Source organism: Buttiauxella warmboldiae, assembly GCF_003818135.1.
In the GTDB taxonomy this organism is placed as follows: Bacteria; Pseudomonadota; Gammaproteobacteria; order Enterobacterales; family Enterobacteriaceae; genus Buttiauxella; species Buttiauxella warmboldiae.
In genome coordinates this window covers 26,634-48,325 of sequence record NZ_RPOH01000047.1, presented here as the reverse complement: position 1 = coordinate 48,325, position 21,692 = coordinate 26,634, and the positions used below count along the sequence as shown (strand labels likewise).

At 55.8% G+C, this 21,692-nt stretch carries 17 protein-coding genes and 1 riboswitch; of the genes, 5 read left to right on the top strand and 12 right to left on the bottom strand.

Features of this window, described 5'->3' with window-relative positions; translation table 11 throughout:
• The first annotated feature begins 31 nt into the window (after window positions 1-31).
• The gene (djlA, locus tag EHN07_RS12425; protein WP_124024450.1) at window positions 32-841 is read left to right on the top strand and encodes a co-chaperone DjlA; all 810 of its coding nucleotides are present in this window, start codon (window positions 32-34) and stop codon (window positions 839-841) included.
• 59 nt (window positions 842-900) lie between these two features.
• Here the strand turns inward: djlA and rluA are convergent, their stop codons facing one another.
• The 6 genes from rluA to araB form a co-directional block, all read right to left on the bottom strand.
• Window positions 901-1,560 carry a bifunctional tRNA pseudouridine(32) synthase/23S rRNA pseudouridine(746) synthase RluA gene (gene rluA, locus EHN07_RS12420; protein WP_124024449.1) on the bottom strand — a complete coding sequence of 220 codons (660 nt, stop codon included), beginning with the start codon at window positions 1,558-1,560 and terminating at the stop codon, window positions 901-903.
• Window positions 1,560-4,466, bottom strand: a complete 2,907-nt coding sequence (gene rapA, locus EHN07_RS12415; RefSeq protein ID WP_124024448.1) for an RNA polymerase-associated protein RapA — start codon at window positions 4,464-4,466, stop codon at window positions 1,560-1,562. The genes rluA and rapA overlap by 1 nt, the downstream gene beginning before the upstream one ends.
• A 142-nt stretch (window positions 4,467-4,608) precedes the next feature.
• Window positions 4,609-6,969, bottom strand: coding sequence for a DNA polymerase II (gene polB / locus EHN07_RS12410; RefSeq protein WP_124024447.1), 2,361 nt, complete (start codon window positions 6,967-6,969; stop codon window positions 4,609-4,611).
• Window positions 6,970-7,046: 77 nt separating this feature from the next.
• Window positions 7,047-7,742 (bottom strand): L-ribulose-5-phosphate 4-epimerase, encoded by a 696-nt coding sequence (gene araD / locus EHN07_RS12405; RefSeq protein WP_124024446.1) that lies wholly within the window; start codon window positions 7,740-7,742, stop codon window positions 7,047-7,049.
• A gap of 75 nt (window positions 7,743-7,817) precedes the next feature.
• Complete coding sequence (araA, locus tag EHN07_RS12400) at window positions 7,818-9,320, bottom strand: L-arabinose isomerase (RefSeq protein WP_124024445.1); 1,503 nt, start codon at window positions 9,318-9,320, stop codon at window positions 7,818-7,820.
• 10 nt (window positions 9,321-9,330) lie between these two features.
• Window positions 9,331-11,037: a ribulokinase gene (gene araB / locus EHN07_RS12395; protein ID WP_124024444.1), complete on the bottom strand. Its 1,707-nt coding sequence runs from the start codon at window positions 11,035-11,037 to the stop codon at window positions 9,331-9,333.
• A gap of 342 nt (window positions 11,038-11,379) precedes the next feature.
• Between araB and araC the strand changes: the two genes are divergently transcribed.
• Window positions 11,380-12,225: an arabinose operon transcriptional regulator AraC gene (gene araC, locus EHN07_RS12390; protein WP_124024466.1), complete on the top strand. Its 846-nt coding sequence runs from the start codon at window positions 11,380-11,382 to the stop codon at window positions 12,223-12,225.
• 216 nt (window positions 12,226-12,441) lie between these two features.
• Window positions 12,442-13,215: a DedA family protein gene (locus EHN07_RS12385; RefSeq protein WP_124024443.1), complete on the top strand. Its 774-nt coding sequence runs from the start codon at window positions 12,442-12,444 to the stop codon at window positions 13,213-13,215.
• Here the strand turns inward: EHN07_RS12385 and thiQ are convergent.
• The 4 genes from thiQ to sgrR all read right to left on the bottom strand — a co-directional run bounded on the left by thiQ (window position 13,199) and on the right by sgrR (window position 18,289).
• A complete protein-coding gene (gene thiQ, locus EHN07_RS12380; RefSeq protein ID WP_124024442.1) occupies window positions 13,199-13,903 on the bottom strand; it encodes a thiamine ABC transporter ATP-binding protein ThiQ in 705 nt (234 codons plus the stop codon). The genes EHN07_RS12385 and thiQ overlap by 17 nt on opposite strands.
• Window positions 13,887-15,500, bottom strand: a complete 1,614-nt coding sequence (gene thiP, locus EHN07_RS12375) for a thiamine/thiamine pyrophosphate ABC transporter permease ThiP (protein WP_124024441.1) — start codon at window positions 15,498-15,500, stop codon at window positions 13,887-13,889. The genes thiQ and thiP overlap by 17 nt, the downstream gene beginning before the upstream one ends.
• Window positions 15,476-16,459, bottom strand: a complete 984-nt coding sequence (thiB, locus tag EHN07_RS12370) for a thiamine ABC transporter substrate binding subunit (RefSeq protein WP_124024440.1) — start codon at window positions 16,457-16,459, stop codon at window positions 15,476-15,478. The genes thiP and thiB overlap by 25 nt, the downstream gene beginning before the upstream one ends.
• Before the next feature lie 36 nt (window positions 16,460-16,495).
• A riboswitch (TPP riboswitch) is annotated at window positions 16,496-16,595 on the bottom strand.
• A 35-nt stretch (window positions 16,596-16,630) separates the two neighbouring features.
• Complete coding sequence (gene sgrR, locus EHN07_RS12365) at window positions 16,631-18,289, bottom strand: HTH-type transcriptional regulator SgrR (RefSeq protein ID WP_124024439.1); 1,659 nt, start codon at window positions 18,287-18,289, stop codon at window positions 16,631-16,633.
• 88 nt (window positions 18,290-18,377) lie between these two features.
• Here sgrR and sgrT point away from each other — a divergent pair, with 88 nt between their 5' ends.
• Window positions 18,378-18,539 carry a glucose uptake inhibitor SgrT gene (gene sgrT / locus EHN07_RS12360; protein WP_124024438.1) on the top strand — a complete coding sequence of 54 codons (162 nt, stop codon included), beginning with the start codon at window positions 18,378-18,380 and terminating at the stop codon, window positions 18,537-18,539.
• Window positions 18,540-18,737: 198 nt separating this feature from the next.
• Entirely contained in the window at window positions 18,738-19,916 is a 1,179-nt protein-coding gene (locus EHN07_RS12355) for a sugar efflux transporter (RefSeq protein ID WP_124024437.1), read from the top strand.
• 41 nt (window positions 19,917-19,957) lie between these two features.
• On the opposite strand, the gene hemW is transcribed toward EHN07_RS12355, so the two are convergent.
• Both hemW and EHN07_RS12345 read right to left on the bottom strand, forming a co-directional pair.
• Window positions 19,958-21,094 carry a radical SAM family heme chaperone HemW gene (gene hemW / locus EHN07_RS12350; RefSeq protein WP_124024436.1) on the bottom strand — a complete coding sequence of 379 codons (1,137 nt, stop codon included), beginning with the start codon at window positions 21,092-21,094 and terminating at the stop codon, window positions 19,958-19,960.
• A complete protein-coding gene (locus tag EHN07_RS12345) occupies window positions 21,087-21,680 on the bottom strand; it encodes an XTP/dITP diphosphatase (RefSeq protein WP_124024435.1) in 594 nt (197 codons plus the stop codon). Before EHN07_RS12345 ends, hemW begins: the two co-directional genes overlap by 8 nt.
• Window positions 21,681-21,692: the final 12 nt, after the last annotated feature.

Here is a 21,692-nt window from a genome sequence, read left to right as displayed (position 1 = left end):
CTAGCCGACGGCATGACGATTTGGGGAGTATATGCAGTATTGGGGAAAAGTACTCGGTGTCGCAATAGCACTTATTATGGGCGGTGGCTTCTGGGGTCTGGTTTTAGGGTTACTGATTGGCCATGCCATTGATAAGGTGCGCAGCCGTCGTCAGTCCTGGTTTTCTAACCAACAGCAGCGTCAGTCGCTATTTTTTAGCACCACCTTTGAAGTGATGGGGCATCTGACCAAGTCAAAAGGGCGCGTCACGGAAGCCGATATCCAGATAGCCTCGCTATTAATGGATCGGATGCAATTACACGGTGACGCGCGCAGCGCGGCGCAGCATGCGTTTCGGGTGGGTAAGGAGAACGGCTACCCGCTACGTGAGAAAATGCGTCAGTTACGCAGCGTCTGCTTTGGCCGTTTTGACCTGATTCGGATGTTTCTTGAAATTCAAATCCAGGCGGCGTTCGCAGACGGCTCCCTGCATCCTAACGAACGAGCCGTGCTGTATGTGATTGCCGAAGAGCTTGGCATTTCACGCGTCCAGTTCGATCAGTTCTTACGCATGATGGAAGGCGGCCAGCAGTTTGGCGGCGGATACAGCCGCTCGCAGGGCGGGGGCTTTCAGCAGCAGCGTGGGCCAACGCTTGAAGATGCCTGCAACGTGCTGGGCGTGAAAAGCAGCGATGACGCCACCGCGATTAAACGCGCCTACCGTAAATTAATGAGCGAGCATCACCCGGACAAGCTGGTCGCCAAAGGTCTGCCGCCAGAAATGATGGAAATGGCGAAGCAGAAGGCGCAGGAAATTCAGAAAGCCTACGACCTGATTAAAACGGCGAAAGGGTTCAAGTAGAGTAAACCCTTATCCATTCGTGGGATTAATCCCCTCGCCCTTTTGGGGAGAGGGGATGGTCAGAAATCAGCCGGAGCGCGAAACGTCATCGGCGTTCCGTACTCGGGATGAGTAATGGTCAGCATTTGCGCATGAAGCTGCAAACGCGGCGCCATCGCTAATGCTTCAGGCGAGGCGTAAAAGCGATCGCCCAGAATCGGGTGGCCCAGCGCCAGCATATGCACGCGCAGCTGGTGGGAACGTCCGGTAATAGGTTTTAACAGCACGCGCGCGGAGTTATCTGGCGCATACTCCAGCACCTGATATTCTGTCTGCGCCGCTTTGCCGGTTTGATAACACACTTTCTGCTTTGGCCGGTTCGGCCAGTCGCAAATCAGCGGCAAATCCACCAAACCTTCTTCCGCCTCTGGATGGCCCCAAACCCGCGCCACATACTGCTTTTGCGGCTCACGTTCACGGAACTGGCGTTTCAGCTCGCGCTCTGCCGCTTTGGTCAGCGCCACGGCAATCACGCCGCTGGTGGCCATATCCAGACGATGCACCGATTCTGCCTGTGGAAAATCACGCTGAATACGGGTCATCACGCTGTCTTTATGCTCATCAAGCCGCCCGGGCACCGACAACAGGCCCGAAGGTTTGTTGACGACCATCATGTGCTCATCCTGATACAGAATGACCAGCCAGGGATCGGTTGGCGGGTTATAGGGTTCCATTATCATTACTGGTGCGTCACCACGATCAGACGCAGCGCATCCAGCCGCCAGTTTGCCTGCGCAAGGCTTTCCAGCACTTGTTGACGGTTGCTCTCGATGGCCTCGAGTTCATCGTCACGAATGTTCGGATTCACCGCTTTTAACGCTTCCAGACGGGAAAGCTCAGAGCTTAGCTTCTCATCCGCTTCTTCGCGCGCCGCTTTAATCAGCACCTGCGCTGCGGCTTCCACTTTCTCTTCTGCCAGCTGCAAAATAGCGTGAACATCTTGCTGCACCGCATTCACCAGCTTGCTGCCGGTATGGCGATTCACCGTGCTGAGCTGGCGGTTAAAGCTTTCAAACTCCACCTGCGCGGCAAGGTTAGTGCCGTTTTTGTCCACCAGCATGCGCACCGGTGTCGGAGGCAGGAAGCGGTTAAGCTGCAGCTGCTTAGGCGCTTTCGCCTCAACCACATACACTAGCTCCAGCAGCAAGGTGCCCACCGGCAGCGCTTTGTTTTTCAACAAAGACAGCGCACAGCTACCGATGTCGCTTGAAAGAATCAAATCCAGGCCGTTACGGATAATCGGATGTTCCCAGGTGACAAACTGCGCATCTTCACGCGACAGCGCCACATCACGCTCGAAGGTAATGGTGCAGCCGTCTTCCGGCAGGCCCGGGAAGTCTGGCACCAGCATATGGTCGCCAGGCGTCAGCACCACCATGTTGTCGCCCCGGTCATCCTGATTAATGCCGACGATATCGAACAGGTTCAGTGCAAAGCTCACCAGGTTGGTATCGTTATCCTGCGCGGAAATGGACGCTGCCAGCGCTTGTGATTTCTCACCGCCGTTGGAGTGAATTTCCAGCAGGCGGTCACGCCCCTGCTCAAGCTGCAATTTCAACATGTCGTGCTGTTCACGGCACTGCTTGATAAGCGTTTCGAAACCGTCGGTATTTTCCGGCGCGGCCAGATACTCAACCAGCTGCGGATACACGCTGTCATAAATCGTACGGCCGGTAGGGCAAGTGTGCTCGAAGGCGTCCAGACCTTCGTGGAACCACTTCACCAGCACCGATTGCGCGGTCTTTTCCAGATAAGGAACGTGGATCTGAATATCATGCGCCTGGCCGATACGGTCCAGACGGCCAATACGCTGCTCCAGCAGGTCCGGGTTAAACGGCAGGTCGAACATCACCAGCTGGCTTGCGAACTGGAAGTTACGCCCTTCGGAGCCAATCTCGGAGCACAGCAGTACCTGCGCACCGGTGTCTTCTTCGGCAAACCAGGCCGCAGCACGGTCACGCTCGATAATCGACATCCCTTCATGGAACACCGCTGCACGAATACCTTCGCGCTCGCGCAGCACTTGCTCAAGCTGCAGGGCGGTCGCGGCTTTGGCACAGATCACCAGCACCTTCTGTGAGCGATGGCTGGTGAGGTAGCCCATTAGCCATTCAACACGCGGGTCGAAGTTCCACCAGGTGCCGCTGTCCCCTTCAAATTCCTGGTAAATCTGTTCCGGATACAGCATGTCGCGGGCGCGCTCTTCAACAGATTTACGCGCGGCCATAATGCCGGAGACTTTAATCGCGGTTTGATACTGCATTGGCAGCGGTAAACGGATGGTGTGCAGCTCGCGTTTCGGGAACCCTTTCACGCCATTACGGGTGTTACGGAACAGCACGCGGCTGGTGCCGTGGCGGTCCATCAGCATGGAAATCAGTTCCTGACGCGCCGCATCGCTGCCTTCACGGTTACCGTTCGCCGTTTGCAGCAGCGGTTCGATATCCTGCTCGCCAATTAACTCACTCAGCATATTAAGCTGATCGTTGGTCAGATGATTGCCCGCCAGCAGTAAAGCAACGGCATCGGCAACCGGGCGGTAGTGCTGCTGCTCTGCAACAAACTGCTCGAAATCGTGGAAGCGGCTCGGGTCGAGTAACCGTAGGCGTGCGAAGTGGCTTTCCATGCCCAGTTGTTCAGGCGTCGCGGTTAGCAGCAGGATGCCCGGAACATATTCGGCCAGCTGTTCAATAGCCTGATATTCACGGCTTGGCGCATTTTCACTCCACACCAGATGGTGCGCTTCATCGACCACCAGCAAATCCCATTCGGCTTCACACAGGTGCTCAAGGCGCTGCTTGCTGCGGCGCACAAAATCCAGCGAGCAGATAACCAGCTGTTCCGTTTCGAATGGGTTATCGCTGTCGTGCTGGGCTTCGGCATAACGCTCGTCGTCAAACAGGGAGAAGCGCAGGTTAAAGCGGCGCAGCATTTCAACCAGCCATTGGTGTTGCAGGGTTTCCGGCACCACAATCAGCACGCGTTCAGCGCTGCCGGCCAGCAGCTGCTGGTGCAAAATCATCCCGGCTTCAATGGTTTTCCCCAGGCCTACTTCGTCCGCCAGTAAGACGCGCGGCGCATGGCGACGGCCCACATCGTGGGCGATATTCAGCTGGTGCGGGATCAGGCTGGTGCGCATACCGCGCAGGCCGCTCCACGGTTGGCGATACTGTTCGCTCTGGTAAACGCGGGAACGGTAGCGCAGGGCGAAACGGTCCATGCGGTCGATTTGCCCGGCGAAAAGCCGGTCCTGCGGCTTGCTGAACACCAGCTTGCTGTCGAGGAACACTTCGCGCAGCATGACGCCGGCTTCTTCGGTATCCAGACGGGTGCCAATGTAGGCAAGCAAACCGTTTTCTTCTTTAACTTCATCAACTTTGAGTTGCCAGCCTTCATGGCTGGTGACGGTATCACCCGGATTAAACATCACGCGTGTGATAGGCGAGTCACTTCGGGAGTACAGACGATTTTCACCGGTGGCAGGGTAGAGCAGGGTTACCATGCGTGGGTCTAAAGCGACCACGGTTCCCAGTCCCAGTTCGCTTTCGGTGTCGCTGATCCAACGTTGACCAAGTGTAAAAGGCATAAGATTTCGGCTCTATTATCAGTTACTAAGATTTGCAGGCAATAGTAAAACCACCGCGCGCAAAGGGGGCGGTAGTTCAAAGTAGAGTTAAGGATGATTTAAGAGGGCGCTATGGTACTGGAAGCCAATGGATTCGTCACCGTCAAAATAGCCCTAATTGCCCTGTCATCAGTGTAGCAAAGTCATCCTCAAGGAAGGGTAAAATTCCTTCGGCCACCGGCTGGAGCTGGCGCGTCAGGTAGTGATCGTAGTCCAGAGGTGATTCCTGATAGTCCACCGGTTCCGGACCGTTGGTGGTGATCACATACCTGATGGTGCCGCGATTCTGGTACTGGGGCGCCCGCCCAAGCCGTTGATTATGTTCATCGGCCAGACGCGCAGCACGCACGTGCGGCGGTACGTTTTTCTGGTATTCACCGAGCGGGCGGCGCAGCCGTTTGCGATAAATCAGCTGCTCGTCCAGCTCACCCGCCATCAAACTGGCGATGGTTTCGCGGATGTAATCCTGATACGGCTCATGACGGAAAACCCGTAAATAAAGCGTTTTCTGAAACTCCTGAGCCAGCGGCGTCCAGTCGGTGCGTACGGTTTCCAGCCCTTTAAACACCATGCGCTGCTTATCCTGTTGCTGAATCATTCCCGCATAGCGCTTTTTGGAACCTTCCACGGCGCCGCGAATGGTTGGCATCAGGAAGCGGCAAAAATGCGATTCAAATTCCAGCTCAAGCTTGCTGTCGAGTTGCTGAGTCTCCTGCAAATGTGTTTTCCACCACGCATTCACATAGTTCATCAATTGCTTGCCGATGCGCGCGGCATCCTCCTCTGAATGGGCTTTTTTGAGCCAGACGAAGGTGGAATCCGTATCGCCGTAAATCACGTCATAGCCCTGAGATTCGATCAACGCTTTGGTTTGCAGCATGATCTGATGCCCGCGCATGGTGATCGACGAAGCGAGTCGAGGATCGAAGAAACGGCAGGCGCTGGTGCCCAGCACGCCATAAAAGGCATTCATGATGATCTTCAACGCCTGTGACAGCGGCTGATTGCCGTGACGTTTTGCCTCATCGCGGCCTGACCAGATCTGCCCGACGATCTCCGGCAGGCAATGTTGAGTTCTGGAAAAATAAGCGCCCAGAAAACCCTCCACCGCGTGCTGCGGCTCAGGCTGCGCCATCCCTTCCACCAGGCCTACCGGGTCGATAAGAAAGGTGCGGATAATTGACGGATAAAGGCTTTTGTAATCCAGCACTAACACGGAATCATAAAGACCCGGACGCGAATCCATCACATAGCCGCCGGGGCTTGCCTGCGGCGGCACTTCGCCGAGATTTGGCGCCACGTAGCCGGCGCGATGCATGCGTGGAATATAAAGATGCCCAAATGCCGCCACCGAACCGCCGTGGCGGTCAAGCGGCAAACCGTTGACCGTGGCGCGCTCCAGCAGGAATGGCATCAGCTCGGTTTTGTGGAAAATGCGCGTGACCAGCTCGCAGTCTTTGAGATTATATTTCGCCAGTGCGGGCTTATCTTCGGCAAAGCGGCGGTCAATTTCGTCCATGCGCTGCCAGGGATTATCGATAGATTTACCTTCGCCAAGTAATTCCTGAGAAACCGACTCGAGGGAAAAAGAGGAGAAATTCCAGAAGGCAGAGCGCAATGCTTCGATACCATCGATAATCACCCGTCCGGCTGCCTGCGCGAAGAACACCCCTTTTTTGAATCCATGCTCGCGCCACTCAAGCACGCTATTTTCACGCCCAAGACGTAGTGGGACCTGATAACGTTCGGCCATTTTTTGCAGCACGCGTAAATCGAACTGCACCACGTTCCAGCCAATCAGCACATCAGGATCGTGATGCGCGAACCAGTCGTTGAGTTTTTCGAGCAGCAGCGGGCGGCTGACGACATATTCCAGCGTAAAATCCAGCCCGCTGGCATCCCCATTTTCCGGGCCCAGCATATACACAATGCGCTGCCCACACCCTTCAAGGCCGATGCAATACAGCTCGCCGTGACGGTTGGTTTCAATATCCAGCGACACCCATTTCAGCGGCGGGCGATAGTCGGGGGAGGGCTTCAGCCTGGTTTCAGCCACCAGCATATTTTGCTGCTCACCGCGAAACCAGACAGGGGCGGTGATAAAGCGTTCCATCAGAAAACGTTCGGGCGGGCGAATATCGGCTTCATAAACTTTAATTCCGCCGTCGCGCAGCATTTTTTCCAGGCGCATTAACTGGCGATGCTGGCGGCAATACAGGCCGCAAACGGGCTGGCGGTGGAAATCTTTGAGGGGCAGCGGCGTGAGCCGGTACTGGTTTTCGTTTGCGAGCAGACGTGCCGCTTCGGCCTGCTGCGATTGTGGAATAAAGGCGATTGACTCCTGGGGCGGCAGGCGTACCTTCACCGGGCCATCATCCGTGGCCAGCCAGAATTCAATTTCAGTACCGAGCGGGGTATCTCGCCAGTGACGCGTTAAGAGAAACCCCTGACGAGCTTGCGACACGCTGCATTCTCATAACAGAAAAAAGTGGCCTGATTATAGACCACTTCATACGGCTTTACTGCTTTTATATACAGTGCTTACTGCCCGTAATAAGCTTTTGCGCCATGCTTACGCAGATAGTGTTTATCCAGCAGCGTTTGCTGCATATCCGCTAACTCCGGCGCGAGCTGGCGGCAGAATATGCCCATATAGGCCACTTCTTCCAGCACGATGGCGTTGTGTACCGCATCGACTGCATCTTTGCCCCACGCAAACGGGCCGTGAGAATGGACCAATACGCCGGGCATTTGCGCGGCGTCGATTCCACGTTCAGCAAAGGTTTTTACAATCACTTCACCGGTTTGCCATTCGTAATCGCCATTGATCTCTTCATCGGTCATTTTGCGGGTGCAGGGAATAGTGCCGTAGAAGTAATCCGCATGAGTCGTCCCGGTTGCAGGTATTGACTGACCAGCCTGTGCCCAGATTGTCGCATGGCGTGAATGGGTGTGGACAATCCCGCCAATGTGCGGAAATTGCAGGTACAGCAGGCGGTGTGTTGGGGTATCAGAAGAAGGCTTTTTATCACCTTCCACCACTTCGCCCGTTTCCAGGCTCACAACCACCATATCTTCCGCGGTCATGACGCTGTAATCGACGCCCGACGGTTTGATGATCAGCACGCCGCGCTTGCGATCTACCGCGCTGACGTTACCCCAGGTCAGGGTGACCAGATGATGTTTGGGTAATGCAAGGTTTGCTTCCAGCACCTGACGTTTGAGTTGTTCTAACATATCGTTCTCCGGGATTTTCCCTCGCCCTGGCCCTCTCTCCAGGGAGAGGGGGACCGGGATGAGGAGCGAAATGCCTCAGCGTTTGTAGCTGTAATAAACCTCGTTCCAGCGCAGAGAGTCTTTAAACGCAGGCAGGCGGGTGTCGTTATCAATAACCGCCAGTTCGATACCGTGCAGTTCGCTGAACAGGCGCATATCGTCAAGCGTCAGAGACTGGCTGAACACGGTGTGGTGCGCACCACCTGCCAGGATCCACGCTTCGGATGCGGTAGGCAGATCCGGCTGCGCTTTCCACAGCGCATTGGCGACAGGCAGTTTCGGCAGCTGATGCGGCGCTTCGACGGTATCGACGCAGTTCACCAGCAGACGGAAGCGATCGCCGAGATCGATAAGACTCGCATTAAGCGCAGGGCCGGTTTTTGTCGAGAAGATCAAACGTGCAGGATCGTCTTTACCGCCGATCCCCAGTTGCTGCACATCAAGGATCGGTTTTTCAGGCGTTGATATAGACGGGCAAACTTCCAGCATATGGGAACCCAACACCATATCGTTGCCGTTTTCGAAGTGATAGGTGTAGTCCTCCATAAATGAGGTGCCGCCTTGCAGACCGGTTGACATCACCTTCATGATGCGAAGCAAAGCGGCAGTTTTCCAGTCGCCTTCGCCCGCAAAGCCGTAGCCTTGCTGCATCAGGCGCTGCACGGCGAGGCCCGGAAGCTGTTTCAGGCCGTGCAGATCTTCAAAGGTGGTGGTGAATGCGTGAAATCCACCTCGTTCAAGGAACTGTTTCATTCCCAATTCAATGCGCGCGGCATCGATGACGTTCTGGCGTTTATCCCCGTTGATTTGCGCGGCGGCGCTCAGGCGGTAGCTGCTTTCGTATTCATCCACCAGCGCGTTAATGTCACCCTCGCTGACGGCGTTGACCACCTCAACCAGGTCGCCCACGGCGTAAGTATTGACCGCAAAACCAAACTTCATCTGCGCTGCGACTTTATCGCCGTCAGTCACGGCCACTTCACGCATGTTGTCGCCGAAACGAACGACTTTCAGTTGACGGGTATCTTGTTTTGAAACCGCCTGGCGCATCCAGGAACCAATGCGCTGATGCGCTTGCGGATCCTGCCAGTGGCCGGTCACGACGGTGTGCTGCTGGCGCATACGAGCGCCGATGAAACCGAACTCGCGGCCGCCGTGGGCGGTCTGGTTCAGGTTCATAAAGTCCATATCAATACTGCCCCACGGGATCTGCGCATTGAACTGGGTGTGGAACTGCAACAGCGGTTTGGTCAGGATGCTCAGGCCGTTGATCCACATTTTGGCCGGTGAGAAGGTATGTAACCACACCACCATCCCGGCGCATTTATCGCTGTAGCTGGCATCACGGCAGATAGCGGTAATTTCGTCAGGCGTGGTGCCCAGCGGTTTCAGCACCAGTTTGCACGGCAGTTTGGCTTCTTTATTGAGTGCGTTCACCACCTGCTCGGCATGTTGATTCACCTGGCGCAGCGTTTCTGCGCCGTACAGATGCTGGCTGCCGATGACAAACCACACTTCATATTGTTCAAAAATATTCATCGCTTTGTCCTTAATGGGTCACTGTGGCCTGGGCTGCGCGAGAGGTCGCGGCAGGGGCTGAAGGGTGATAATGTTGTTCCGCGCTAACCGCCCACTGCTGATAGCGGCGATAAAGTTGTTCAAAGCGTTCGGCGCGCTGCGGGATTGGCTGCAAGGTGCTTTCGATTTGGCTCGCCATCGCCTGTTGTGCCCGGGAGATATCAGCATGTTTGCCTGCGGCAACGGCGGCAAAAATTGCCGCGCCTAATGCACAGCACTGGTCAGAGGCAACAATCTGCAAAGGACGATTGAGCACATCGCAGCACACCTGCATGATGACCGGTGATTTGCGTGCAATACCGCCGAGGGCCATCACGTTAGTGACCGGTATCCCCTGTTCGGTAAAGCATTCCATAATCGCGCGCGCGCCGAAGGCCGTGGCGGCAATCAGCCCACCGAACAGCGCGGGCGCATCGGTTGCCAGGTTCAGGTCGGTAATCACGCCTTTCAGGCGCTGGTTGGCATTCGGGGTGCGGCGGCCGTTAAACCAGTCGAGCACTACCGGCAGATGCTCAAGGGAAGGGTTTTTCGCCCAGGCTTCCGTTAACGCAGGCAGCAGCTGTTTCTTGCTGGCGTTGATTTGCTCGCGTAGTTCCGGGTGCTGCGCCGCCAGCTGTTCCAGCGGCCAGCCCAGCACGCGCCCAAACCAGGCGTAGATATCACCAAAGGCGGATTGCCCGGCTTCAAGGCCAATAAAATCAGGCACTACGCTGCCATCCACTTGCCCGCAAATCCCTTTCACGGCGCGTTCGCCGACTGTGGGTTTGTCGGCAATTAAAATGTCGCAGGTCGAGGTGCCAATAACTTTTACCAGCGTATTAGGCTGCGCTCCTGCGCCAACGGCACCCATATGGCAGTCAAACGCCCCGCCGGAAATCACCACGCTTTGCGGCAAGCCCAGGCGCTCAGCCCATTCGGCAGAAAGGTTGCCCACCGGAATATCCGCCGTCCAGGTTGCGCTGAACAGCGGGTAAGCCAGGTTCTGGTTAATGATGGGATCTAATTCATCAAAGAAGCTGGCTGGCGGCAGGCCGCCCCAGCTTTCATGCCACAGAGATTTATGCCCGGCGCTACAGCGCCCGCGGCGGATATCCTGTGGGCGCGTCGTGCCGGAGAGCAGCGCCGGAACCCAGTCGCATAGCTCAATCCAGGATACCGCCGCCTGCGCCACCTTCGGGTCGGCACGGGTGACGTGCAGGATTTTTGCCCAGAACCACTCGCTGGAATAAATGCCGCCAATGTAGCGGGAATAATCATTTTTCCCAGGCATATGGCACAGGCGGGTAATCGCTTCGGCCTCTTCAACCGCAGTATGATCTTTCCACAGCACAAACATGGCGTTTGGGTTGTCGGCAAATTCCGGCCTCAGTGCCAGCACATTGCCCTGGGCATCAATTGGGGCGGGAGTGGAGCCGGTGCTGTCGACGCCAATGCCGCAAACCCGGGCGCGTTGTTCAGCAGAAAGTTGCGCCAGCACGGTTTTGACCGCCCGCTCCATGGATTCAATGTAGTCGCGAGGATGGTGGCGAAACTGGTTGTTTGGGGCGTCACAGTATTGCCCTTCCTGCCAGCGCGGATACCACTCCACGCTGGTGGCAAGTTCGGTGCCGTTGTCACAATCTACGGCTAAAGCGCGAACGGAATCACTGCCAAAATCGAGGCCCAGCGCAATCGACATTTTTTAAAACTCCCTGACCTGTTAGCTATGGGAATGACATTAGTTTTTATGCTGCAAAACCGTCAGGGCGGATCCGCTGTAGTTATGGATAAATAAGCTGTGCCGCTGAGAAATGTGACGCCCCGCAAATAATCGATGTGGATATTTCTGCTACTTTTATAAACACTTTGGCTATCTTCACAAAACGTGATTTCTGGCGCATGAAAAGCATCTGTCCAGTTAAATTACGGCGTTATGATGCCATCAGAGCCGCGGAATGTTTCGGCACCCGGGGGCGGATGAACCGGGTCAGGGATATGGACAAATTGTTTCCGTTATGCCAATTGAATAGCGAGTTTGATGATGGCTGAAATGCAAAACGATCCCCTGTTGCCGGGGTACTCCTTTAACGCCCACCTGGTGGCCGGTTTAACGCCGATAGAAGCGGGAGGGCCGCTGGATTTTTTCATTGACCGCCCGCTTGGGATGAAAGGCTACATTCTGAATTTAACCGTGCGCGGTGAAGGCGTTATCAATAACCAGGGGAAAAATTACCTCTGCCGCCCCGGCGATATTTTGCTGTTCCCTCCGGGAGAGGTGCACCACTATGGCCGGGCGCCCGAGAGCAAAGAGTGGTATCACCAGTGGGTCTACTTCCGCCCCCGGGCGTACTGGCAGGAGTGGCTGAACTGGGAGCCGATTTTTGCCCACACCGGTTTTTTTCGCCCGGACGACGCGCACCAGCAAAACTTTTCTCAGCTGTTTGGGCAGATTATTGAGGCCGGGCAGGCGGAAGGGCGTTACGCAGAGCTGCTGGCGATCAATCTGCTAGAACAGCTCCTGCTACGGCGCATGGAAGTGTTAAGTGCCTCGCTTAACCCCCCGCTTGATAACCGCGTACGCGATGCGTGCCAGTACATTAGCGACCATCTGGCCGATCACCATTTTGAGATCGCAAGCGTTGCCCAGCACGTCTGCCTGTCGCCCTCGCGCCTGTCGCATCTGTTCCGCCAGCAGCTTGGCGTCAGCGTATTAAGCTGGCGCGAAGACCAGCGCATCCTTCAGGCAAAACTGTTGCTCAGCACCACGCGTATGCCGATCGCCAGCGTCGGGCGCAACGTCGGTTTTGAAGATCAGCTCTATTTTTCGCGCGTGTTTAAGAAATGTACCGGGGCCAGCCCGAGCGAGTTCCGCGCGGGATGTGAGTAAGTACTACTATTTATCTATCCCCAAAATAATTCGCGTTGTAGAAAGGCGACCAGGCCGTAAGTCCTCAGGAGCATAGCAAACTATGTGACTGGGGCGAGCGGGTGCAGTCAACGCATCTACAGCGTGAAGTATGAAGGGGATATTCATACAATTGATGGCTTGACGTTACTCTCATCACTCAGGAGAATCGCCCACTCGTTTCTCGACGGATGCTTTATGGAAGCTTTGCTGGAACACTTTATTACTCAGTCAGTGGCGTATTCGCTTTTTGCGGTGATGCTGGTGGCGTTTCTCGAATCGCTGGCGCTGGTGGGGCTGATCCTTCCCGGTACGGTAATGATGGCGGGGCTTGGCGCGCTGATTGGCGGCGGCCAGGTGGGTTTTTATCACGCCTGGGCTGCGGGAACGGTGGGCTGCCTGCTGGGCGACTGGATTTCGTTCTGGCTTGGGGGCCGTTTCAAGGGGCCGCTGCACCGCTGGTCGTTTATAAAAAAGAATAAAGCGCTGCTGGATAAAACCGAGCACGCCCTGCATCAGCACAGCATGTTTACTATTCTTGTTGGTCGCTTTGTTGGCCCGACGCGCCCGCTGGTGCCGATGGTCGCAGGCATGCTGGACCTTCCGGTGGCGAAATTTATCATCCCGAATATTATTGGTTGTCTCTTCTGGCCGCCGATCTATTTCTTACCGGGGATACTGGCGGGCGCGGCGATTGATATCCCGGCGGATATGCAAAGCGGCAGCTTTAAATGGTTGCTGCTGGCGGTGGCGCTCGGCATCTGGCTTGCGGCCTGGCTGTGCTGGCGCTGGTGGCGTAGCGATAAGGCCAGTTCCGATCGTTTGACGCAGTACCTGCCACGCGCCCGTTTGCGCTGGTTAGCACCCGCAATGGCGGTGCTGGCGACAGGCGGCTTTGTGGCGATCCAAATGCATCCGCTAATGCCGATTTACCGTGAAATTCTGTGGAAAGTGCTCACCGGGCACCATTAATTCCCAACAGCGCGGACGCGCTGGCTTCCCCGCTCAATAAGGTTGCCGTGTCGCCATCCCAGGCGATGCGGCCATCGACCACCACCAGGCTTCTTTCGGCAATCCGTGCCGCATCTTCAATACTGTGTGAAACCATCAGCAGCGTCAGCTGCTGCTGGCGGCACAGGTTATCCAGCAGCGTGAGCATTTCCTGGCGCAGGGCCGGGTCGAGTGCTGAAAACGGCTCATCGAGCAGCAAAATCGGCTGTTCGCGCACCAGACAACGAGCGAGGGCGACGCGCTGGCGCTGGCCGCCGGAAAGCTGCGAGGGAAGCCGCTCGAGCAAATCGCCGATCGCCATCTGGCTGGCAATGGTCGCCAGACGATCTTGTTGCGTAGCAGTGAGCTTGAGCCCGGGATTTAACCCCAGCCCAATGTTCTGGCGTACCGTCAAATGCGTGAAAAGGTTGTTTTCCTGAAACAGCATCGAAACCGGGCGCTGTGCGGGAGGCGTGCGAGTATGGTCGTCACCGCTAAGGCCGATCTGCCCGCTGGCAGGGGTCAGAAAACCGGCAATCAGGCTGAGCAGCGTACTTTTCCCGGCGCCGCTTGGCCCCAGCACCGCAACGCGTTCCCCGGCGTTTAGCGTCAGAGAAAAACGCATCGGCAAGTGGTGATAAAGCCAGGTTACATCAGTCAGCGTTAGCATGGCGTCCCGGAAGTTTTTCAATCAAAGTGAATAAAGCAAAGCACAGCATCAGCAGTATCAGGGCGGTAACGGCGCCATCCTGGCTGCGATATGAACCCATTTGCTGATAGAGATAAAACGGCAGCGTGCGGAAATCTTCATTGCCAAACAGCGCCACGACGCCAAAATCCCCAATCGACAGCACGCAGGCGAACGCCAGCGCCTGCGCCAGCGGGCGTTTTAGCGCCCGCAGCTCAATATAACGCAGGCGATTTAACCCGCTGATGTTTAGCGACTGGCACAATTTGTTATAGCGTTCAGCCACATCCAGCATCGGGTTTTCCAGCACCTTAAGCGCATAGGGAACCGCCATCAGCGCATTGGTAAACATGACGATGCCATCGGCCGATTGGGGTAACCCCACGGTGTTGTTGAGCAGCAGGAAAAAGCCGGTTGCCAGTACGATCCCCGGCATTGCCAGAATCAGCATGCCGCTCAGTTCCAGTGCTGCCTGCCCGGCAAATGCGCGGTTGCGCAGGCGCAGTTCCCGCGAACTCCACAGCAGCATCACCGTGATGACTACGCTTATCAATCCCGCGCCGACTGCAATTCTTAACGAGGTAAATAAAGCCTGCCAGAGAATCGGCTGTGACAGCACGCGGCTAAAACCGCTATTGATGCCATCAATAATTACCGCCAAAAGCGGCGGCAGCAGCAGCATTAGTGCCAGCGTAATTAACAGCCCGTCGCACAGTTTACGCCGCAGCTTATCCTGCGGGTCACGCCAGCCCTGCATCTGGCTGATGCCCACCGGAATCGCTTTGCTGAGGCGCTGGCTCATCAATACCAGCCCCAGGCAGCAAATCATTTGGACTAATGCGAGCAGTGCCGCCCGCGCGGGATCGTAGTCGTAGCTGAGCGCCTGGAAAATTGCCAGCTCAATGGTGGTTGCCTGCGGCCCGCCGCCCAGTGACAGCACGGTGGCAAAGCTTGCGAAACAGAGCATAAAAATCAGCGCCGCGGCAGGCAGGATCTGGCGGCGCAGCCACGGCCATTCGACAAAACGGAAGAAATTCCAGCCCTGCATGCCGAGTTGCGCGGCGATCTGGCGCTGCTCGCTGGGGATATTTTCCAGCGCCTGCAGCAGCAGGCGGGTCGCCATTGGCAGATTAAAGAAGACGTGGGCTAATAAAATGCCTTGTAAACCATACGGCGAGAAAACCCACTCTATTCCAAGCCTTGCGCAAAGGGAGGCGAGCCAGCCTTCACGTCCGTAAACCGTCAGAATACCGAATACCGCCACCAGCACCGGCAGCACCAGCGTCATGGCACACAGACGTAATAGCGCAAGCCTGCCGGGAAAGCGGCGGCGATAAAGCGCGCGCGCCAGAAAAATAGCCGGGAATACCGAAAGGAGCGCTGAAAGCAATGCCTGCCAGACAGAGAAGCGCAGCACGTGCCATAAATAGCTGTCCTGCAACAGGGCGCGGATATCGGTCTGCGGCGCGTTAAACCACAGCGCCAGAAAAGCCGCCAGGGCGACAGCCACCACCAGCGCGGCGGCAAATAGCCCTGGGATCAGCCAGCCGGGGATCAGCGGCTGACGGCGCGTTGCCATTCGCTAATCCAGCCGGCGCGTTGGCTTGCCACTTCATGAGCGCTGTACTCAAGCGTGGTTTGCGGTTTCACCAGCCCGTTAAAGCCTTCTGGCAGTTTGACGTCAGCCACCGGATACATCCAGTTGCCAGTTGGGATGGCGTTCTGGAAGCCTGGAGAAGTGATGAACTTCATAAATTTCCCAGCCAGCTCTGGCTGTTTGCTGGAGGCTAAACGACCCGCCACTTCCACCTGTAAATAATGGCCTTCGCTGAAACTGGCCGCCGCGTAGTTCTCTTTTTTCTCTTCGATGATGTGATAGGCAGGGGAGGTGGTGTAGCTCATCACTAAATCGCCTTCCCCTTTCAGGAACAGGCCGTAAGCCTCAGACCAGCCTTTGGTGACGGTAACGGTTTTCTTCGCCAGTTTTGCCCAGGCTTCAGGCGTTTTGTCGCCGTAGACTTTGTTCATCCATAACAGCAGGCCTAAACCGGGCGTGCTGGTGCGCGGGTCCTGATAAATCACTTTCCATTGCTGGTCGCTTTCTACCAGATCTTGCAGGCTTTGCGGCGGGTTTTTCAGTTTGTTTTTATCGTACACGAAGGCGAAATAGCCGTAATCGAACGGCACGAAGGTGTCGTTGTTCCAGCCGCCAGGGATTTTCAACGCGCTGGCGTCGACATTGGATGGCGCGAACAGTTTCGTCTGCGCGGCCGCTTCCAGCAGGTTGTTATCCAGCCCCAGCACCACGTCGGCTTTACTGTTTTTACCTTCCATACGCAGACGGTTAAGCAGCGAAACGCCATCTTCGAGGGCGACGAATTTCAGCTCGCAATCACAGCCCGCTTCGAAGGCTTTTTTCACCGCCGGGCCCGGGCCCCAGTCGGCGGCAAAGGAGTCGTAGGTGTAAACGGTCAGCAGGGGTTTGGCAAAAACAGGGGCGGCGATGAGCGCCAGTAACGGCAGAAATTTTTTCAACACTTTGCACCTCTTGGCATTAGGGGTGGCAAAGGATTTTGAGTGTTGGTCCTCAAATCCCTTCGCCGGCGTTATCCGGATCAGGTTCGACGGGTATTATCTCAGCCAGACTTTCGTCTTAGCACCCCGTTGAGCAGTTGCGATTCTACTGGCTTCCTTAATGATTCGGAAGCGCTATGGTTCCGGCGGCGCAAACCACGCTGATTTAAAGTCAAACCAGCCCAGCGTATTCATGCGCACGCCGCGCATGCTGCGCTGCCCCTCGATGCGTAGCCAGTGGTGGATTAACGGTAAAATATCATTGCTTTCAACGCGCTGCTGGCACCACTCAGGCAGCGCAAGCTCGCCGTTATGCCATTTTCGGGTATCGGTTTCCCAGTCAATCGCAATGCATTTTTGAATCAGCGGTACTTCATAAAGATGCGAAAAGAGTGAAAATTCCAGCGGCAGAGTAAAGTTGGCGCTGTTAAGCCAGATATCGCTTTCGGCATCGCCCTGATACCACTCTTCATAGCTCACCTCCTGGATCACAAGCTTAACGCCAACGCGTGCCAGCAGCTCTTCCATCACTTTACCGATCGTCCGGTGTTCGACGTGGTCGCGATAAAACGTCAGCGTTACGGACTCAAGCCCGGCAGGCTTTTCGAGCGCGGGCTGAGGCCGGGTGTGGTGCCAGCGCGGCAGCAAGCCATATGCCGGGAACCAGTACTGCTGGTTCTGCTCGCCTGCGCTATAAAGCAGATGAATCGGTGCCAGCACATGACTGAGCCAGCGGCGCACTGACGCCTGGCTGCCGGACGGGGATCGTCTGTCAAACAGGATGTAGTAGCAGCCTTCTTCCAGACGGCTTTCGACGGCTTTTTCACTGTCGGGCATGCCCGATAATTGCACCGCGCAGCTGACGTCTTCGCCAATATCGGGCAATACCCAGAAGTTCACTTCGTCTATTAATGCGCGGTAGCCGAAATAATCATCATAGGCCTGGATCTTGAGCTGATTGGCATTGTTGCGCACCACCGAATAGGGGCCGGAGCCGACCGGCTGCCGGGCAAAGTCAGGCAGCGTTTGCCATTCACGCGGCAGGATCATCGCGTTGACGCTGCCCAGCAGCCACGGTAGCCAGCAGTCCGGCTGTGAAAGGGTGATATCCAGCGTCCACGCCGTGGGCGAGGTAATTTGCGTGATATGCGAATACAGCGGCAGGCAATTAATGCGTTGCAGGGAAGCCATCACATCGAGCATATCCAGCTCGCGGCCATGGTGGAAATGAATGCCGGGGCGCAGATAAAAACGCCAGTGTAATGGGGAAATTTGCTGCCAGTGGTGGGCAATATCCGCTTCCAGTTCCCCATTTTCCTCATTTATGCGGATTAGCCCGCTGAAAATTTGCCGCACAATATGGGTTTCTGAACGGCGTAAGGCCGAGCCGGGTAACAGGTTTAGCAGCGGACGATAGTAAAGTACCCGCAGAATATGCCGCCCCTGGCGGAAGCTGCGCCCAAGATGGGAGATCAGCATCTGGCGCACCGCGGCTTTATCGCCAACGATCTGTACCAGCCGATCGATACGATCCTGCTCCAGAAGATCCTCGGCCCGCTGCTGCTGAAGCGCCAGGCCGGTGTAGAGGAACTCCAGCTGTGAACGCTTTCCGCGCCCCACTTCCGCTCTCCAGCTCAGCCAGCCCTTTTCCTGCATCGCGCTCAGTAAGGTTCGCATATGGCGGCGCGAGCAATTCAGCAGGTCGGCTAAATCATTCAGCGTCGTCTCCTGTGCTTTACCTTCAAAGTGCTGCCACAGGCGGATGAATTGTTGTTGCAGTCGACTGGACACCATAAAAGAGGAACTCCCGGCAGAAACTCATCAATTTAACTTTCCTCATATTACGCCAATAATCATCAACGTTGAAAGTGAGGAGGTGCAGATGAAACGGTCGCCGATGGTTAAGTTTTATCAACAGTATTTTGCCGCAACACAATGTGTTTCTGCTGGATGGCTGGCTCGCCTGACGGCATCGCAACGTCTGAAGATGCTCGAGGACTTAATGCAGTGGGAGATTACCGTTCCCGCGGCCGGGAAGCGCTGACTTACCGAGATGTGTAACTGAGAATTGGTGATATCACCAGGCCAGCAGATTGTTCCTGCTGGCTTTTTTATACCCGTCATACTTCAAGCGGCAGGGGGTTGGCTGCACTCACTTACCCTCTACCTGCAACCTGAATTATTTAGGGTATAGTTGACGTTTTGCACACTCAATGAGCGCCCGGACAAAAGGAATTTCTGCATGCTGTGGTTTTTGACAAAAGGACGACGCCTCAATCCGGTGTATGCGGCCTTTATGGTAGTGGCTTTTATGATGGGGATTGCCGGGGCGCTTCAGGCCCCCACGCTTAGCCTGTTTTTAAGTCGCGAAGTCGAGGTACGTCCATTCTGGGTCGGCCTGTTTTATACCGTCAATGCGATAGCCGGGATCCTCGTCAGTCTGGCGCTGGCGAAGCGTTCAGATAATCAGGGCGATCGTCGCAAACTGATTATGGTTTGTTGCGTGATGGCAGTAGCAAACTGTGTGCTTTTTGCTTTTAACCGCCATTACCTGACGTTAATCACCATTGGCGTCATGTTCGCGTCTATTGCCAATACCGCGATGCCGCAAATATTTGCCCTTGCCCGTGAATATGCCGATAACTCGGCACGGGAAGTGGTGATGTTCAGCTCGATAATGCGCGCGCAGCTCTCTCTTGCCTGGGTTATTGGCCCGCCGCTATCGTTTATGCTGGCGCTAAACTATGGCTTCACCACCATGTTTCTTATTGCTGCGGGGATTTTTGTTATCTCGCTGGCGATTATCTTTTTTGCGCTCCCGTCAGTCGCCAGAATTGAGCAGCCTGCGGATGTGGCGCTCACCCAGGTCAGCGGCTGGAAAGATAAAAACGTGCGTATGCTGTTTATCGCCTCGATGCTGATGTGGACCTGCAACACCATGTATATCATCGACATGCCGCTGTGGGTCAGCAGTGATTTAGGGCTGCCTGAATCGCTGGCCGGGCTGCTGATGGGGACCGCTGCGGGGCTGGAAATTCCGGCGATGATCCTCGCGGGTTACTATGTGAAACGCTTCGGCAAGCGCCGCATGATGGTGGTTGCCGTTGCGGCTGGGGTGCTGTTTTACCTCGGGCTGATTCTGTTTCATAGCCGTACGGCTCTTCTGCTGCTTCAGCTATTTAATGCGGTATTTATCGGGATTGTTGCGGGGATCGGCATGCTGTGGTTCCAGGATTTAATGCCCGGCAGGCCGGGGTCTGCGACCACGCTGTTCACTAATAGTATTTCAACCGGGGTAATTCTGGCCGGGGTTTTACAAGGGGCGCTGGCGGAGAGTTTTGGGCACTATTCGGTGTATTGGTTAATGGCCGGTTTGGCCGTCGTGGCGTTGGTGTTGACGAGCCGCGTACAGAATATTTAAGGTGGGTGCTGTATGGCGGGTTGCCGCCATACAACATCAGGCTACTCCGCTAAGAACAGCTCCAGCAGCGAATTCAAAAACAGCTTGCCATGCCCGGTAATCTGCCAGCACTCCTCGGTTTCGAGTACATAACCTTTAGCTATCGCTTCGTCGAGCTGTACACGGATCGCCGACTCATCAAGCCCGGTATAGCGCTTAAATTCATGGCGCGGCGCGGCTTCCAGCAGGCGGAAGCGGTTCATAAAGAACTCGAACGGCTTATCGGCTTGCTCCACATCGTGCTGGTGGTCGAGATATTTACCGGCCATATAACCGCGTGGATGGCGCGTTTTCGCGGTACGTAAAATACGGCCATCTGGGAATGTAATTTTACCGTGTGCACCACAGCCAATCCCCAGGTAATCGCCAAAGCGCCAGTAGTTCAGGTTGTGCTGGCACTGATAGCCTGGTCTGGCGTAGGCCGAGGTTTCATATTGCTGATAACCCGCCGCGTTCAGCAGCTTATCGCCCTGCTCGAAAATATCCCACAGCGCATCATCATCCGGCAATGTGGGCGGGCGCGAGCCAAACAACGTGTTGGGTTCAATCGTCAGCTGGTACCACGAGAGATGCGGCGGGTTAAGTTCAATCGCCTGGCGCAAATCGTCCAGCGCCTCTTCCAGTGACTGATCCGGCAGGCCGTGCATCAAATCCAGGTTGAAGCTGCGCAGGCCAAGGCCGCTTGCCAGGCGTGCCGCGCGTTGCGCTTCACCGGCATCATGAATACGCCCCAGACGCTTGAGTTTCGGCTCGCTGAAACTCTGCACGCCAATAGAAATACGGTTCACGCCAGCGCGCTGATAACTGACGAAACGGTCTGCTTCTACCGTACCCGGGTTGGCTTCCATGGTAATTTCTGCATCCGCTGCCAACGGCAGGCGCGCACGCACCCCGTCGAGCAGATTTTGCATCGCCTCGCCTGAAAGCAGGCTTGGCGTACCGCCACCGATAAAGATGGTCTTTATTTCACGTCCTTGAGCCATTGGCGCGTCGTTATCCAGATCGCGCAACAGGTGGGCGACATACTCGTCGTGGGGGACGTCGCCCTTTAATGCGTGGGAGTTAAAGTCACAGTAGGGGCACTTCTGCACGCACCACGGGATGTGAATATAGAGACTCAGCGGCGGCAAATTAGCCATTTTTCATTGCTTCCAGTAACAGTTTTAGCGCTTGCCCGCGGTGGGAGATCGCGCGTTTTTCGTCACGAGTCAGTTCAGCGGCGGTTTTGCCTGCACTCGGAACAAAGAAGATTGGGTCGTAGCCAAAACCACCGCTACCCACAGATTCGCGAGTAATCTGGCCTTCCCAGCTACCGTGGCACACCAGCGGCGTTGGGTCTTCGGCGTGGCGTATATACACCAGCACGCAGTGGAAACGTGCTTTGCGCTGCTCGTCCGGCACATCTTTTAGTGCAGCCAGTAACTTTTCCAGGTTCTGCCGATCGGAGGCATCCTCACCGGCGTAACGCGCTGAGTAAATCCCCGGCGCGCCCCCCAGCACGTCAACCGCCAGACCAGAATCATCGGCAATCGCTGGCAGGCCGGTAGTTTGCGCCGCGTGGCGAGCTTTCAGAATGGCGTTCTCAATAAACGTCAGCCCGGTTTCTTCGGCAGACTCTACGCCTAATTCAGTTTGCGCTATAACATCGAGACCGAAATCACCCAGTAAATCAGCGAGTTCACGCACTTTACCGGCGTTACCGGTCGCGAGGACAACTTTTTGCATAGTGAGAAAATC

Coding starts and splice junctions, on each gene's coding strand:
- sgrT (WP_124024438.1), top strand. CDS start 18,378: ATGAAACGGTCGCCGATGGTTAAGTTTTATCAACAGTATTTTGCCGCA.
- sgrR (WP_124024439.1), bottom strand. CDS start 18,289: ATGGTGTCCAGTCGACTGCAACAACAATTCATCCGCCTGTGGCAGCAC.
- EHN07_RS12355 (WP_124024437.1), top strand. CDS start 18,738: ATGCTGTGGTTTTTGACAAAAGGACGACGCCTCAATCCGGTGTATGCG.
- rluA (WP_124024449.1), bottom strand. CDS start 1,560: ATGATAATGGAACCCTATAACCCGCCAACCGATCCCTGGCTGGTCATT.
- EHN07_RS12385 (WP_124024443.1), top strand. CDS start 12,442: ATGGAAGCTTTGCTGGAACACTTTATTACTCAGTCAGTGGCGTATTCG.
- EHN07_RS12345 (WP_124024435.1), bottom strand. CDS start 21,680: ATGCAAAAAGTTGTCCTCGCGACCGGTAACGCCGGTAAAGTGCGTGAA.
- thiQ (WP_124024442.1), bottom strand. CDS start 13,903: ATGCTAACGCTGACTGATGTAACCTGGCTTTATCACCACTTGCCGATG.
- djlA (WP_124024450.1), top strand. CDS start 32: ATGCAGTATTGGGGAAAAGTACTCGGTGTCGCAATAGCACTTATTATG.
- rapA (WP_124024448.1), bottom strand. CDS start 4,466: ATGCCTTTTACACTTGGTCAACGTTGGATCAGCGACACCGAAAGCGAA.
- thiP (WP_124024441.1), bottom strand. CDS start 15,500: ATGGCAACGCGCCGTCAGCCGCTGATCCCCGGCTGGCTGATCCCAGGG.
- araD (WP_124024446.1), bottom strand. CDS start 7,742: ATGTTAGAACAACTCAAACGTCAGGTGCTGGAAGCAAACCTTGCATTA.
- araC (WP_124024466.1), top strand. CDS start 11,380: ATGGCTGAAATGCAAAACGATCCCCTGTTGCCGGGGTACTCCTTTAAC.
- araB (WP_124024444.1), bottom strand. CDS start 11,037: ATGTCGATTGCGCTGGGCCTCGATTTTGGCAGTGATTCCGTTCGCGCT.
- araA (WP_124024445.1), bottom strand. CDS start 9,320: ATGAATATTTTTGAACAATATGAAGTGTGGTTTGTCATCGGCAGCCAG.
- hemW (WP_124024436.1), bottom strand. CDS start 21,094: ATGGCTAATTTGCCGCCGCTGAGTCTCTATATTCACATCCCGTGGTGC.